This window comes from Streptococcus sp. 2021WUSS109 (genome assembly GCF_044427305.1).
GTDB lineage: Bacteria > Bacillota > Bacilli > Lactobacillales > Streptococcaceae > Streptococcus > Streptococcus suis.
This window is the reverse complement of record NZ_JAOTGF010000007.1, coordinates 19,647-33,731: the sequence shown is the minus strand read 5'-3', so window position 1 is coordinate 33,731 and position 14,085 is coordinate 19,647. Positions and strand designations below refer to the sequence as shown.

Here is a 14,085-nt window from a genome sequence, read left to right as displayed (position 1 = left end):
TATAACTAGCTATCAATAATATCTATAACCATAGATACAGATAATGCACACTAAAAAGGGAGTGAGCAAGACATTCATGATGGCTCCGTCCTTACCCACAGAATAATGAAATAAGCATAAAGCCCTCACTAAGATTATATACCTAATGAGGGCCATTATTGATGTTAATTATGATGACAAAACTGCTCTACCCTACTGATAAGAACCACAATATGCGCTCAAGAATATGACTAAAATTCAGTAGATAGGCTCTCTAATTTTAAGAAGGAAGGAATTGTCATAGATAATCATGTGTAGATCAAGTCGATATTGTCGTTTGTATTCCCCTTAATTTGTCCAAAGTGTTACTTAGCTACATTTGATACAACGACTAAAGGTCTACCGTGCTTACCACGATTTTCTCAGTCAATTTCATGTGGAAGCTGTTGGTATGGAAAGCACAGGTGTCTATTGGCGACCTGTCTGGCATGCTCTATGTGATGACTTCGAGCTAATACTTGCTCAACCAGCCCACATGAAGGCCATTACAGGTCAGAAAACTGACAAGAAAGACGCTTACTGGATTGCCAAATGAATGCGGATTGGTCTGCTGCCTCGGAGTTTCGTTCCCGATGAAATTATTCCTGAATTGAGAAAGTTGACCAGACAACGAAAACAGTATAATATTGGGACTTTTCTACCTCATCTCTTTGTTAAGACAATCTAAAAAAATGCTAATCTCCCCCAAATATCCTACGAACGGCATGAATTTGAGAGATTGGAACTGCAACGAGCAAGGAATCACCCATAGAAAGTTGGCTATTTCCTTTCACAATCCTTGACTTACCATGATGAATTTGACTGGTAATCAAGCATGAATCCGGCAAACGTAACTCACTTACAAATATTTGATCCAATGTTTCGTTGACAACAACCTCTATTAAGGTCATATGTTCTTGCTGTTCTACTTCTTCTGGCAGAATTTTTTCCAACATTGCTTCATAGACTGGCGCGCCACCTAAGAGGTCCATCATCACATAGGAACTCAAAGCTACCAACCCGATGACCATCAATTGGTTCAAACTTCCTACCATTTCAGTAACTAAAATAATAGCAGTTAGAGGTGCTTTGGAAATCGCTGCGAAAAAGCCTGCCATACCCAATACAATAAACAATAGCATCTGGTCCTGACTGATGAAACCAATATCAAGGAAGAACCGTGCGACAAAAAGCCCAAGGAGACTTCCTAAAGTTAATATGGGCAAAAAGATGCCCCCTGGTAGACCAGAACCATAGGAAATCATGCTCCAGACAAATCGTATTAAAATCAGGATTGCCAATGTCAGTAGTCCTTGTTCCAAATATGGAAGCTCTAAAATCAAATGATGCCCGCCACCCAACAGATTAGGGAAAAAATAACCAATCGGTATAATGAACAAAAAGGCAAATACACTGTAGTATGGAACTGGGAGAGGAATGATTTTTGAGAGGAGGGTATAGAAACCTTGTATATTGAGGATAACAACTTCATACACATATCCAGCAAGTCCAAGGAAAACTCCAAGTAAGATATAGATCCAATATTGGTCAAGAGATAGTAACTGTAAGTCCTTCGGCATATGCAAAACAGGCATTAATCCAAAAACATGTAAGGAAATAAAGTTCGCAGTGATACTGGCTGCCAGGGCTGAGACCCATACCAGACGTGAAAACTGATGATAGACTTCCTCCACAACAAATAAAAGGCCTGCTATTGGTGCATTGAAAGCTGCTGCCAAACCTGCCGCAGCGCCACTAGCAATCAAACTCCTTCTTTCCATTTCACTGGATTTAAGAAGAACTGATACACCTTTAGCCGTTACAGCTCCTAGTTGAATGCTGGGACCTTCACGCCCCAGCATTAGGCCAGATGCAATGGATAAAACACCGCCGATAAATTTTTTCCAAAGGACTGACCACCAGTTTAAATCCATAATTCCTTTTAGTTCTGCCTCTACCTGAGGTATACCAGAACCTTTTGCATTTGGCTCGTCTTTGATCAACTTGCCAACAAGTAAAGCTATGACCAGATAAAGCCCTCCAATAAGAAGTAAATAGATTACATTGTCTGTTGCCAGAGAATAGAGGTGCGTAAAGACAGAAAATAGTTTTTCAATGGCTAAGCGAAATGCAACGACCACTAAACCAGCGACAATGCCAACTAAACTACCACGCAGAACCGAATAGAGGATTGATTGAGAAATAAAACTAACTTCTTTCCGGTGATTTTCCATTGGGATTTCCCTTCCTTTCTATAGTATGTATGACCAAAAAATGGGAGCAATAAGTACTTAGTAAAGAACCTCACTCCCATTCTTTTATTTACATTGCTACCTGTCCAATCAGACTATTTCCGATACATCTTGAATTGGAGATAGAGGTCATTATACATTCCAAGCATCTCTGGTCCAAGATTATCATAAACTTCCATCTTCTTCATCGTTTCTTCTGAAGGATAGAAAGATTCGTCGTTCTGAGTCTCCTCATCCAGCATAGCCTTGGCTGCAGGAATTGGTGTTGAATAACCAACATATTCTGCATTGCGAAGCGCATTTTCAGGACGAAGCATAAAACTCATAAAGGCGTAAGCTCCATCAATATTTTTTGCTGTTTTTGGAATGACCATATTATCGAACCAAAGGTTAGAACCTTTTGATGGTACAACATAGCGCAGATTTTCATTTCCATCCAACATCTCACTAGCTTCACCAGAGAAAGATACTGCGATAGCTGCCGCATCTTGTATCATATAACCTTTTATCTCATCAGCAACAATTGCTTTGACGTTTGGAGTTAGATTATAGAGATGTTCGGTAGCCTTTTCAATCTCGGTAGGATTGTTGGAATTGAGACTATACCCTAGTGATTGTAGACCAACCCCCATAACTTCACGCACACCATCAATTAACATGATATTGTCACGATATTCTTCTGACCACAAGTCTTCCCATTCCTGAGGAGGATTTTCTACCATGGTTTCATTGTAAACAATGCCCAAGGTTCCCCAGAAATATGGAATAGAATAATCATTATTCTTGTCAAAGCTAAGTCCCATAAATCGTGGATCGATATTTTCTATCCCTTCAATCTTAGATTTATCTAGCTTGATTAACATATTTTCTTCTGTCATCTTAGAAATCATGTACTCAGATGGGATTGTCAAATCGTATGTTGTTCCACCCTGCTTAATCTTTGTGTACATGGATTCGTTGGAGTCAAAGGTCTGATAATCTACCTGAATACCTGTTTCAGCAGTGAATTCTGCGAGTAATTCTGGGTCAATATAATCGCCCCAGTTATAGATGACAAGCTTATCAGTTGTCCCCTGGGTTGAATCAGCTTCTAACTTATAACTAATTCCCCATAAAACTAGGACAATAGCTATAATTCCTACAAAAAATGAATACAATCGTTTCATTAGTTGGCCTCCTTTTCACGTGAGATGAAATAATAACCCACTACCAATAAGATAGAGAAAAGGAAAACTAGGGTTGACAAGGCATTGATTTCCAGAGAAATTCCCTTACGAGCTCGAGAGTAAATCTCAACAGATAGGTTTGAGTATCCATTTCCTGTTACGAAGAAGGTCACGGCAAAGTCATCCAAAGAATAGGTAAAGGCCATGAAGTATCCAGCAATGATGGCTGGTGTCAAGTATGGCAACATGATTTCTTTCAGCATTTGTGGCTGAGTTGCCCCCAAATCATAAGCTGCTGAAATCATATCTGCGTTCATCTCTTTCAGCCGTGGCAAGACCATCAATACTACGATTGGAATAGAAAAGGCAATATGACTGAGCAATACCGAGACAAAGCCAAGCTGGAAACCAATCATGGTAAAGAGAATTAGGAAACTCGCCCCAATCATGACATCTGGTGCTACCATCAAAATATTATTGACAGACAAGAGTGCATTTTGAAAACGAGGTTTTGCCTGATAGATATAGATGGCGCCGAAAGTTCCGATAAAGGTCGCAATCAAAGAACTCAAAAAAGCTAATAGGAAGGTTTGAGCTAAGATGAGCATGAGACGGCTATCGCCAAGCATAGATGAAAAATGCTCCAAGGTAAAGCCTGTAAAGCCATTCATATCTCCGCCTTCATTAAAGGCATAAAAAATGAGATAGAAAATCGGTAAGTAGAGAAGGAGAAAGGCAACTGTTAAGTAGATATTTGCAAATTTCTTCATTATTTCTTCCTCTCTTTCGTCATCCACATAATCAAGAGCATGGCCAAAATCAAGACCACACCAATGGTTGAACCCATTCCCCAGTTTTGTGTTGTGAGGAAATGTTGTTCGATGGCTGTTCCCAGTGTAATGACTCGATTACCTCCAATCAAACGGGTCAACATGAAGAGGCTCAAACTCGGAATAAAAACTGCTTGAACACCTGAACGAACACCGTTCATGGAAAGAGGAAAAATAACTTTTGTAAAGGTCTGCCAAGGAGTTGCCCCCAAATCACGACTGGCATTGATTAGGTTTTTATCCAAATCATCCAAGGCGTTAAAGATCGGCAAAATCATAAACGGAATCTCGATATAGGCTGCAACAGCAATAAAGGAGAAATCTGTGAAAAGAATTTGCTGAGCTCCTAGACCAATAAATTCTAGGAACTGGTTGATAGAGCCGTGTTGCCCAAAAATACCGATAAAGGCATAGGCTTTCAGCAAAAGATTGACCCAGGTTGGCAAGATAATCAACATGAGCCAGAGTTGTCTATGCTTGAGCTTGGTCAAGAAATAGGCTGCTGGGTAGGAAACCAAAAGTGTGACCAGAGTAATAATACCTGCGTAAAAAATAGAGTTAAAACTCATTCGCAGATAGGTCATATTTGGCGAGTTAAAATAGGTCTGGTAGTTGGCCAAAGTGAAATTGCCATGAATATCAAAGAAAGATTTGAAGATAATCAAGGCAACTGGAGCGAGTACAAAGAGAAAGACCCATAGGGCATAGGGAATTACAAAAAGCCTAGAGGTTTTCTTCATTGCGTTCCTCCTCAATGGCGTTAATCAAGCCATCTTCTACTTCTTCCACTTCAACATATTCTTCGATACGAGCATCGAATTCTTCCTCTGTTTCATTGAGACGCATGATATGAATATCTTCTGGCTCAAAGCTTAGTCCAATCACTTCTCCGACAATGGCCTTACGAGTTGAGTGAATCATCCACTCATTACCAAGGTCGTCATAGGCGATGATTTCGTAGTGAACACCACGGAAGAGCTGAGTATCCACTTTTACCTGCAATTTGCCTTCTTCAGGTAAGGTAATCTGCAAATCTTCTGGACGGATAACAACTTCAACTTCTTCGTTTGGTCGCATACCGCCATCGACAGCTTCAAAGCGTTTGCCGTTAAACTCAACCAAGTAGTCTTCTATCATGCGGCCTGGAAGGATATTGGATTCACCGATGAAGGTAGCAACAAAATGGTTGATTGGCTCGTCGTAAATGTCCACTGGCGTCCCAGACTGGACAATCTCACCTTCATTCATGACAAAAATCCAGTCACTCATGGCCAGAGCTTCTTCTTGGTCATGGGTAACGAAGACGAAGGTAATTCCTAGACGTTGTTGCAATTCACGCAGTTCGTACTGCATTTCCGTTCTTAGTTTCAAGTCCAGAGCAGAAAGTGGTTCATCTAGCAAGACAACACGAGGCTGGTTGATAATCGCACGTGCAATAGCAACCCGCTGGCGTTGACCACCAGACAATTTCTGAATGGAACGATTTTCATAACCAGAAAGTCGGACCATTTGTAAGGCTTCTGTCACACGGCGTTCGATTTCAGCCTTGTCAACTTTTCGTAATTTAAGAGGAAAAGCCACATTTTCAAAGACAGTCATATGTGGGAAAAGGGCATAGGACTGGAAAACAGTATGGACATCCCGTTTATTGGTCGGAACATCATTAATCCGTTGACCGTCCAGATAAATATCACCTGAACTCGCATCCAATAGACCAGCAATAATGTTCAAAATCGTTGATTTACCTGAACCAGAAGCTCCTAAAAGGGTATAAAATTTCCCCTCTTCCAATTCAAAACTAATATCCTTTAATACAGTTGTTCCACTGTCTTCAAATACTTTTGAAACGTTCTTAAATTCAATAATTGGCTTTTTCAATTCTCATAAATTCCTTCTTTTTTGTAAGAGCCTGATGGCTAGAGTGTATCAGCAGGGTCGCCGATAATACGCACCTCTCTCTCCAGAGTAATTCCTGAAGATTTTTCAACGACTTCAATCACATGGGCAATCAAATGTTCATAGTCCAATGCCGTTCCATCAGCAACATTGACCATAAAGCCAGCGTGTTTTTCAGAAACTTCGACTCCACCGATTCGATAACCTTTTAAACCCGCATCCATAATCAACTGTCCTGCGAAGTGACCAAGTGGACGTTTGAATACTGAACCACAAGATGGATATTCCAAAGGTTGCTTGAGCTCGCGTAAATGTGTCAAACGAGCCATTTCTTGTTGAATAACCGTATGATTTCCTGGCTTGAGGGCAAATTTTGCAGACAAAACAATCGCACCGTTTTCTTGCAAGATAGAAGAACGGTAGCCAAATCGTAACTCACGATTGTCCAATGTTTCGACATAACCTGCTGGAGTCAAAATCTGCGCTGAAACTAGAATGTGTGCTACTTCACCTCCGTAAGCACCTGCATTCATATAGACAGCACCACCAACGCTTCCCGGAATACCACAAGCAAATTCAAATCCTGATAAAGAATGGAAAAGTGCGACTTTTGTCGTTTCAATCAGATTGGCACCTGCTTCCGCTTCAATGGTGTATCCTGATACAGTAACGGAGTTAAGTTTATCCATACGGATAACAAAACCACGAATACCGCCATCTCGGACAATGATATTACTTGAATTTCCTAATACTTGCCATGGAATACCTTCGCGTTTAGCAAATTCTACTATACGAACAATCTCGTAACGATTCCGCGGAAAAGCTAGATAATCAACAGCTCCTCCTACTTTTGTATAGGTATATTCTTTTAAAGGCTCATCGAATCGAATATCGATGCCTTCTAATTCAAGCCTAATTTTATCTTTCATAACCTTCTCATTTCAATTTAAGATATACAGGATTTATTATACCAAAAATTACAGGAGAAAACGAATAAAATTCAACAAAAATACTTTCACAAGCCAAATTAATTTGCCCCAATATTTTGAAATGGAGAATGGAATGCACAAAAAAAGGAGTTCCCTTCCTACCGCATATAGTTGCGATGGCGAACTCCAATAAAATAAACATTTTTAGTTTTGCAAATGATAGATTCTCACTATCTATACAATAGCAATCCCCTTGGTATCAACTTGAAGGCGGTGGACGGTTCCGTCTAGATTTAGTTCCTCTAATGCTAGAACAATAGCGTCCTCCCTATCTTTGGGCGCTAATACCATCACTGTTGGACCGGCACCTGATAAGTAGGTTGCATAGGCTCCCAACTCCTGTGCAGTTTGCTTGATTGGACAAAACTCCTTAACAAGTAGCTGACGAAACGGTTCATGGAACATGTCTGACTGAATTGCTTTCCCAGCTTTTTCCAGATCACCTGCCATCAAACTGGCAACAGCAACGTTTGCAATGGCACTAGCAGCCACTGCTTTCTTGTACCCCATCTGAGAAGGTAGTACACCTCGGCTTTCAACCGTACGCAGTGGGTAGTTTGGAATAAAGGCAACAAAACTTGCTTCTGGGAATTCTGTTACAACTGCCTGTACTTTCTTATTAACATAGCTAGAGATGACTAAATTACCAAAAATTGCTGGTGCTACATTATCAGGATGTCCTTCAATTTCTGTAGCTTTGAGCAATTTTTCATCCGCTGTCATATTCAAACCTGCTAATTGATTAGCCAATTCGATACCAGCTACGATAACGGAACTGGATGAACCCAAACCGCGTGCCAAGGGAATATCGCTAATCATTCTGATACGATGCGGCTGCAATCCTTTTTCAATCTTTAAAGCTGTCTTGATCAAAAGATTGTTCTTGTCTGATGGAACATGTTCAAGATTGTGCTCAATCACCCATTCATCAGTCTCTTCAAACACTTCAATCGTTAGATATTTCGAAAGGGCAACACCTACTGAATCAAATCCTGGACCGATATTAGCTGAAGTTGCTGGAATAATAATTTTCATTGCTTATTCTCCCAGTACTTTAAAGGTATTTAAGACAGTAAAGTCTGTTTCTTTACTCAATTTGTCTGTTACATTTTCCAACTGAGTCTTACTCATTTCATGGGTCACAATCACTAGACGGGCTGTTTCTCCATCTGCAGCTTGTTGCAGAATTTGCTTGAAGGAAATTTCTTCAGAATTGAAGATTTCTGCTAAACGAAGCATTTTTCCATTTTTATCAGGCGCATCAATTGAGAAATAATATTCGCTCTTCACATCGCTTGGGGCGGACAATTGAAGTGGGCGGCTATATTCGTTAAAAGCTTTGCCGATAGTATTGTCTTTCAAGCGACGAACGATACGAATAATGTCAGCCATAACACTTGTTGCAGTCGGTTTTTGCCCAGCACCCGGTCCATAGTACATAGACTGGCCGATGCCGATAGATTCGACAAATACAGCATTCATCACACCATTCACGCTTGCAAGTGGATGATTTTTCGGTAGGAAGGTTGGAGATACTTCGGCAGCAATACCAGAGGTAGTTTCTTGAATATCACCCACAAGTTTGATGACATAGCCCAACTCTTGTGCCACTGCTACATCTTCTGGCGTGATATTTGAAATACCCTTGTGTGCTACGTGTTCAAAATCAACTGTCATCCCGAAAGCAAATTGACTGAGGATAACAGCCTTGTAAGCCGCATCAATTCCCTCAACGTCATTTGTTGGGTCAGATTCTGCATAGCCAAGTTCCTGTGCTGTTTGAAGAGCTTTTTCGTAAGTCCATCCTTCATCAACCATCTTAGTCAACATGAAGTTTGAAGTACCATTCAATACACCTAGGATACGAGTCACCTTATCAGCAGCCAATGAGTTAACCAAGGTACGCAAGATTGGAATACCACCTGCAACTGCAGCTTCATAATAAAGTGCAAGACCTTTCTCTTCAGCCAAGGCACGCAATTCGCTACCATGAACAGCAAGTAAATCCTTATTGGCTGTTACAATATGCTTGCCTGCTTCCAAGGCACGTGTAATAAATGTTTTTGCTGGCTCAATACGTCCCATCAGCTCAACGACAATGGCGATGTCTTCGTCAGCCAAAATGTCATCAATATTTGTTACAAAATGATAGTCATGACCTGCAGCCAAGAGACGGTCTTTTTCTGCTTCATCCTTGACCAAAACCTTAGCAACTTCAATACTATCATGCGCGGCTTTCTCTATTTTTTCCTGGTTTTCTTCTAATAAAAATGGCACACCACTCGCAACGGTTCCAAATCCTAATAATCCTATCTTAACTACCATGTGCTCTCCTTTAAAATGTATTTCTCCCATTATAACAAATATTCTGACTATTTGGCAAAAAATTTGATATAATTGTTTTAATATATGATTATGGAGATAAGATAATGAAACATTCAAGAAGAGCCCGTCGAAGCCGCACACAAAAGAAACAACTTGTGCCAATGCTACTTGGTATCGCATTATTAGTAGTGACTCTACTATCTATTTTTCTAATCTTTCTAAAACAGCCATCTAAGCAACAAAGTGATTCCAAAGCTTCAACGGTAGAGACAACAACCAGTTCGAGTGTTATGACTTCAGAAAGTAGTGAAGTACAAACAGAAATCATTTGGGAACAACAAACTGAACCTATCAAACTTCCAATCCTCATGTATCATGCCATTCACGTAATGGCTCCTGAGGAAGAAGCTAATGCGAATCTTATCGTAGATCCAACGACTTTCGAAAGTCATCTAAAAGCATTGCAAGATGCAGGTTACTATACTTTATCACCTGAAGAGGCTTATAAGGTATTGACAGAAAATGTCCTTCCTGCTGGCAAAAAGGTTGTCTGGCTAACCTTTGACGATAGCCTCTGGGATTTTTATAGTTATGCCTACCCATTGCTTAAGCAATATCAAATGAAGGCAACCAACAATGTCATTACAGGGTTTACTGAATATGGACAAGCAGGGCACCTTACTCTTGATCAAATCAAGGAAATGCAGACCGCAGGGCTCTCCTTCCAAGGGCATACCGTCAACCACCCTGATTTAGAGTATAGTTCTATCGAGGATCAAACAAATGAACTTACTTCCTCTAAAGCCTATCTTGACAGCCAATTAAATCAGGAAACCATCGCTATCGCCTACCCTGGTGGACGATACTCAGCAGATACAGTAGCCTTAACTGAACAAGCTGGCTACAAACTTGGTGTGACTACTAACAACGGCTTAGCTTCTGCTAGTGACGGATTACTGACTCTCAATCGTGTCCGCATCCTCCCAACCACTACCGCTGAGGGACTATTATCCGAAATTTCCTATTAATTTTCACAAACATGTATATGAGAAAACTCCCTGTCACTGACAAGGGAGTTCGTTTTTTATTTGGATTCACTAAACTGGCTTTGATAAAGATTATAATAGAAACCTTTGTCTGCCAAAAGACTTTCATGGTTACCTTGTTCGATAATCTGTCCATCTTTCAAGACCAAAATCTTATCAGCTTCCTGAATGGTAGATAAGCGATGAGCGATGACGAAACTTGTCCGCCCTTTCATCAACCGTTTCATGGCCTTTTGAATCAAGAGTTCCAAACGGGTATCAACTGAAGAAGTCGCTTCGTCAAGAATCAGAATAGCAGGGTCTGCCAACAAGGCACGCGCAATAGTCAAAAGTTGCTTCTGACCTTGGGAAATATTACTGGATTCCTGGTTCATTTCCATGTTGTAGCCACCAGGCAGGGTACGGATAAAGTGGTCAACGTTTGCTGCTTTGGCAGCTTCCACAATTTCCTCATCCGTCGCATCCAGTCGTCCAAAACGCATGTTTTCCTTGATGGTTCCTTCATAGAGCCAAGCATCTTGCAAGACCATACCAAATTGACTACGGTAGGATTGACGTGAAAGATTTCGAATATCCTGCCCATCCACCTTGATAGCACCGGATGTGACATCATAGAAACGCATGAGCAAGTTGATAAGAGTAGTCTTACCTGCCCCCGTTGGTCCAACGATAGCCACCATTTCTCCTGGCTTAACATTAAGATTAAAGTTACGGATAAGCGGCTTGTCTTCTGAATAGCCGAATTCAACCTGTTCAAAGCTGACTTGTCCGGTCAGACTAGCTGTCAACTCTAGCGCATTGGCGTCTTCTTCGTCAAGCTCATCTAAGACTGAAAAGATGCGTTCAAGGGAAGATTTAGCAGACTGCAACTGGGGTGCCAACTGGGTCAAGGTTTGGACTGGCTGAGAAATCTGCCAGACGTATTGGACGAAGGCCTGCATATTACCAACTGTCAATGTACCCGCAAGAACTTTCAGACCAGCAAGTAAGGCCACGACTACATAGGCAATGTTCGATAAGCCGTGTACCAGGGGCATGAGCAAGCCTGACATAAAACTAGCCTTGAAACCAACTTCCTGCAAATCTGCGGTAATCTGGCGAAATTCTTCTGTAGAAATTTCTTCACGGCCGTAGAGTTTGAGAACGTTAAAACCTGTCAGATTTTCTTGGACAAAGCCGTTCAATCGACCTAGGGCATCAGCCTGTTGCTTGAAATAAGGCTGGGATTTGCCCATGACAAACTTGGAACCAAAATAGGTCACTGGAACCAAGGTTACGACCACAAGAGCCAGGGATACATCCAACCAGAAACACATGAACATGGCTAGAGAGAGAGTCAGGACGGCATTGACTAACTGAAGGAAACTTTGTTGTAGGGCATTGGAAACAGTTTCGACATCGCTTGTAAAACGACCTAGCAAATCACCATACTGGTGCTTGTCAAAATAAGAAACAGGAATCTTGTTAATCTTGTGACTCAAATCCTGCCGCAGTTCCTTGGTTGCTCCCTGCACTGCCTTGGTCATAAAATAGTTAGAACCATAGGCGCCGATTTCATACATAAGGGCACGAAGTGCATAGAGCGCAAGCATGATGGCAATGTAGGAATAGTTAATCTGCGCTCCGTCTACTCCATTTGCCATGTCCAACAGATTCTTGGTCAATTCTGTGATGATAAGCCCAAGTACAAAGGGCTCCAGAGCATTCATAACTGCACTGATGGTCTTTAGAAAAACAGCTAAAAATACAGAAGATTTATAACGACGCAAATAGTCCCAAACACGGGTAAATACTGATCTATTCTTCATAATTCCTCCTATTCTTCTGTTAGCGATTGACGGTTAAGTTGAGAGTTGGCAATTTCTCGGTAAATCTCATTGCTTTCCATCAATTCATTGTGGGTGCCGCGGCCAACGATTTCACCTTCGTTCAGCACGATAATCTGGTCAGCATCCATAATGGTTCCGACGCGTTGGGCAACAATCAGCACCGTCGCATTTTCCGTCACTTCCTTCAAACGACTCCGCAAAATTGCATCCGTCTTATAATCCAAGGCTGAGAAAGAATCATCAAAAATATAAATATCGGGCTGTTTGACAATAGCACGTGCAATGGACAAACGTTGCTTTTGCCCGCCTGACAGGTTGCTTCCGCCCTCAGCTAGATGGGTGTCGAATTTTTCTTCCTTACTCTCGATAAACTCCTTAGCCTGAGCCACATCCGTCGCATCATGAAGTTCTGCAAGACTAGCATCCATCTTACCGTACTTTAAGTTTTCCGCGATAGTTCCGGTAAATAGCAGAGCTTTCTGCGGAATAAAGCCAATCTTGCTGCGGAGTGCCTTTAGATTGTAGCGTCTGACATCCACACCGTCCACCAAGATACGACCAAGTGTCACATCATAGAAACGTGGAATCAAGTTGACCAAGGAAGACTTACCAGAACCTGTTGAACCAATAAAGGCAATCGTTTCACCAGGCTTAGCTTTGAAGGAAATATTGTGCAGCACAGGCGATTCCGTTTCACCAGGGTAGGCAAACGTTACATTTTCAAATTCCAAATAACCACGAGTATCTGTTTCAGTTATGCCGTCTTCATTCTTAGAAATGGAAATGGGCATGTCCAAGACTTCCTGAATCCGTTGGCTCGATACCGACATACGTGGATACATGTTAAACAAGTTAGCAAAGAGCAAGAAAGAGAAAAGCGCGTGGAAACTATATTCGATAAAGGCTACCAAATCACCGATTTGCAGACTGCCTGTTTGTAAAGGAGCCAATGCGAACCAGACAATGGCTACAATCATAGCAATAATAATCTGGACAAAGAGCGGCTCTGTCAATCCAGTCAGATTAAAGAGTTTTTTGGAAATATCGGTATATTCCTCATTGACCGACTCAAAGCGCTCCTCTTGAAACTCCTCACGAGTAAAGGCACGAATGACACGTAAGCCCATGAGATTTTCACGAACATATTGGTTGATCGTGTCCAAACGTTTTTGTTGCTTTTCAGAAAGAGGACGAGTTTTGGTTGCCACATAGAAAATAACAAAAACCAGAAAAGGCATGGCTACTGCTACTGTCCAGGCCAAGCTCGGACTGGTTACCAAGGTCATGATGACAGAAGCAATCATCATCAAGGGTGTAATAATACCCAGTTTCAACACCATTTCAGAGAATTGCATAAGAACAAAAGCATCATTTGTCATACGAGCAACTAGAGAAGAAACACCAATCTGCTCATATTCATGATGAGAATAGTCCTGAATTTTCTCATACAGATCATTTCGAATATCTTTGACGATGTTGGTAGTCAATTTTCCAGCTGCATAGGCAAGTGTCACTCGACCAACAATACCGAGCAGAACAATCAATCCCATCATCCCCGCCCAGTAGTAAAGCTGTCCAACATTGTTTTTTGTAATCCCTTGGTCAATCATTCTTGCCAAAAATGTCGGCAAGCCCAAGTTAACTACAATGAATAGGAAAGCTCCGAACAAGTCTAAGGCAATCCACTTAGGATATTTTTTCAAATAGGTCCAAATCAGATTCATCATTTCTTCC

General features: G+C 41.3%; 11 protein-coding genes and 1 pseudogene. 2 read left to right on the top strand and 10 right to left on the bottom strand.

The window, feature by feature from the left end; genetic code table 11:
* Positions 1 to 336: 336 nt before the first annotated feature.
* Positions 337 to 661, top strand: a pseudogene (locus ODU37_RS03835) (transposase); the annotation flags it as partial.
* Between the two features lie 52 nt (positions 662 to 713).
* On the opposite strand, the gene ODU37_RS03830 reads toward ODU37_RS03835, so the two are convergent.
* The 8 genes from ODU37_RS03830 to ODU37_RS03795 all read right to left on the bottom strand — a co-directional run bounded on the left by ODU37_RS03830 (position 714) and on the right by ODU37_RS03795 (position 9,476).
* Positions 714 to 2,252 (bottom strand): ClC family H(+)/Cl(-) exchange transporter, encoded by a 1,539-nt coding sequence (locus ODU37_RS03830; RefSeq protein WP_249562385.1) that lies wholly within the window; start codon positions 2,250 to 2,252, stop codon positions 714 to 716.
* A 113-nt stretch (positions 2,253 to 2,365) separates the two neighbouring features.
* Complete coding sequence (locus ODU37_RS03825) at positions 2,366 to 3,436, bottom strand: ABC transporter substrate-binding protein (protein ID WP_105105831.1); 1,071 nt, start codon at positions 3,434 to 3,436, stop codon at positions 2,366 to 2,368.
* Positions 3,436 to 4,206, bottom strand: coding sequence for an ABC transporter permease (locus ODU37_RS03820; RefSeq protein ID WP_105158572.1), 771 nt, complete (start codon positions 4,204 to 4,206; stop codon positions 3,436 to 3,438). Before ODU37_RS03820 ends, ODU37_RS03825 begins: the two co-directional genes overlap by 1 nt.
* The gene (locus tag ODU37_RS03815) at positions 4,206 to 5,006 is read right to left on the bottom strand and encodes an ABC transporter permease (RefSeq protein ID WP_249562384.1); all 801 of its coding nucleotides are present in this window, start codon (positions 5,004 to 5,006) and stop codon (positions 4,206 to 4,208) included. The genes ODU37_RS03820 and ODU37_RS03815 overlap by 1 nt, the downstream gene beginning before the upstream one ends.
* Complete coding sequence (locus tag ODU37_RS03810) at positions 4,990 to 6,144, bottom strand: ABC transporter ATP-binding protein (protein WP_014637974.1); 1,155 nt, start codon at positions 6,142 to 6,144, stop codon at positions 4,990 to 4,992. Before ODU37_RS03810 ends, ODU37_RS03815 begins: the two co-directional genes overlap by 17 nt.
* A 38-nt stretch (positions 6,145 to 6,182) precedes the next feature.
* Complete coding sequence (gene murB / locus ODU37_RS03805; protein WP_029171811.1) at positions 6,183 to 7,091, bottom strand: UDP-N-acetylmuramate dehydrogenase; 909 nt, start codon at positions 7,089 to 7,091, stop codon at positions 6,183 to 6,185.
* A gap of 234 nt (positions 7,092 to 7,325) precedes the next feature.
* A complete protein-coding gene (gene thrB / locus ODU37_RS03800) occupies positions 7,326 to 8,186 on the bottom strand; it encodes a homoserine kinase (protein ID WP_002938588.1) in 861 nt (286 codons plus the stop codon).
* 3 nt (positions 8,187 to 8,189) lie between these two features.
* Positions 8,190 to 9,476 carry a homoserine dehydrogenase gene (locus ODU37_RS03795; protein WP_053867127.1) on the bottom strand — a complete coding sequence of 429 codons (1,287 nt, stop codon included), beginning with the start codon at positions 9,474 to 9,476 and terminating at the stop codon, positions 8,190 to 8,192.
* 104 nt (positions 9,477 to 9,580) lie between these two features.
* On the opposite strand from ODU37_RS03795, the gene ODU37_RS03790 reads away from it, so the two are divergent.
* Positions 9,581 to 10,504: a polysaccharide deacetylase family protein gene (locus ODU37_RS03790; RefSeq protein WP_014735889.1), complete on the top strand. Its 924-nt coding sequence runs from the start codon at positions 9,581 to 9,583 to the stop codon at positions 10,502 to 10,504.
* 56 nt (positions 10,505 to 10,560) lie between these two features.
* On the opposite strand, the gene ODU37_RS03785 is transcribed toward ODU37_RS03790, so the two are convergent.
* A complete protein-coding gene (locus ODU37_RS03785; protein ID WP_398580419.1) occupies positions 10,561 to 12,330 on the bottom strand; it encodes an ABC transporter ATP-binding protein in 1,770 nt (589 codons plus the stop codon).
* Between the two features lie 8 nt (positions 12,331 to 12,338).
* Positions 12,339 to 14,075 carry an ABC transporter ATP-binding protein gene (locus ODU37_RS03780; protein WP_398580418.1) on the bottom strand — a complete coding sequence of 579 codons (1,737 nt, stop codon included), beginning with the start codon at positions 14,073 to 14,075 and terminating at the stop codon, positions 12,339 to 12,341.
* Positions 14,076 to 14,085 lie beyond the last annotated feature (10 nt).

Bases quoted from the DNA above. Each gene is read 5' to 3' on its own strand.
- thrB (WP_002938588.1), bottom strand. From the start codon at position 8,186: ATGAAAATTATTATTCCAGCAACTTCAGCTAATATCGGTCCAGGATTT.
- ODU37_RS03795 (WP_053867127.1), bottom strand. From the start codon at position 9,476: ATGGTAGTTAAGATAGGATTATTAGGATTTGGAACCGTTGCGAGTGGT.
- ODU37_RS03830 (WP_249562385.1), bottom strand. From the start codon at position 2,252: ATGGAAAATCACCGGAAAGAAGTTAGTTTTATTTCTCAATCAATCCTC.
- ODU37_RS03780 (WP_398580418.1), bottom strand. From the start codon at position 14,075: ATGAATCTGATTTGGACCTATTTGAAAAAATATCCTAAGTGGATTGCC.
- ODU37_RS03815 (WP_249562384.1), bottom strand. From the start codon at position 5,006: ATGAAGAAAACCTCTAGGCTTTTTGTAATTCCCTATGCCCTATGGGTC.
- ODU37_RS03825 (WP_105105831.1), bottom strand. From the start codon at position 3,436: ATGAAACGATTGTATTCATTTTTTGTAGGAATTATAGCTATTGTCCTA.
- murB (WP_029171811.1), bottom strand. From the start codon at position 7,091: ATGAAAGATAAAATTAGGCTTGAATTAGAAGGCATCGATATTCGATTC.
- ODU37_RS03785 (WP_398580419.1), bottom strand. From the start codon at position 12,330: ATGAAGAATAGATCAGTATTTACCCGTGTTTGGGACTATTTGCGTCGT.
- ODU37_RS03790 (WP_014735889.1), top strand. From the start codon at position 9,581: ATGAAACATTCAAGAAGAGCCCGTCGAAGCCGCACACAAAAGAAACAA.
- ODU37_RS03820 (WP_105158572.1), bottom strand. From the start codon at position 4,206: ATGAAGAAATTTGCAAATATCTACTTAACAGTTGCCTTTCTCCTTCTC.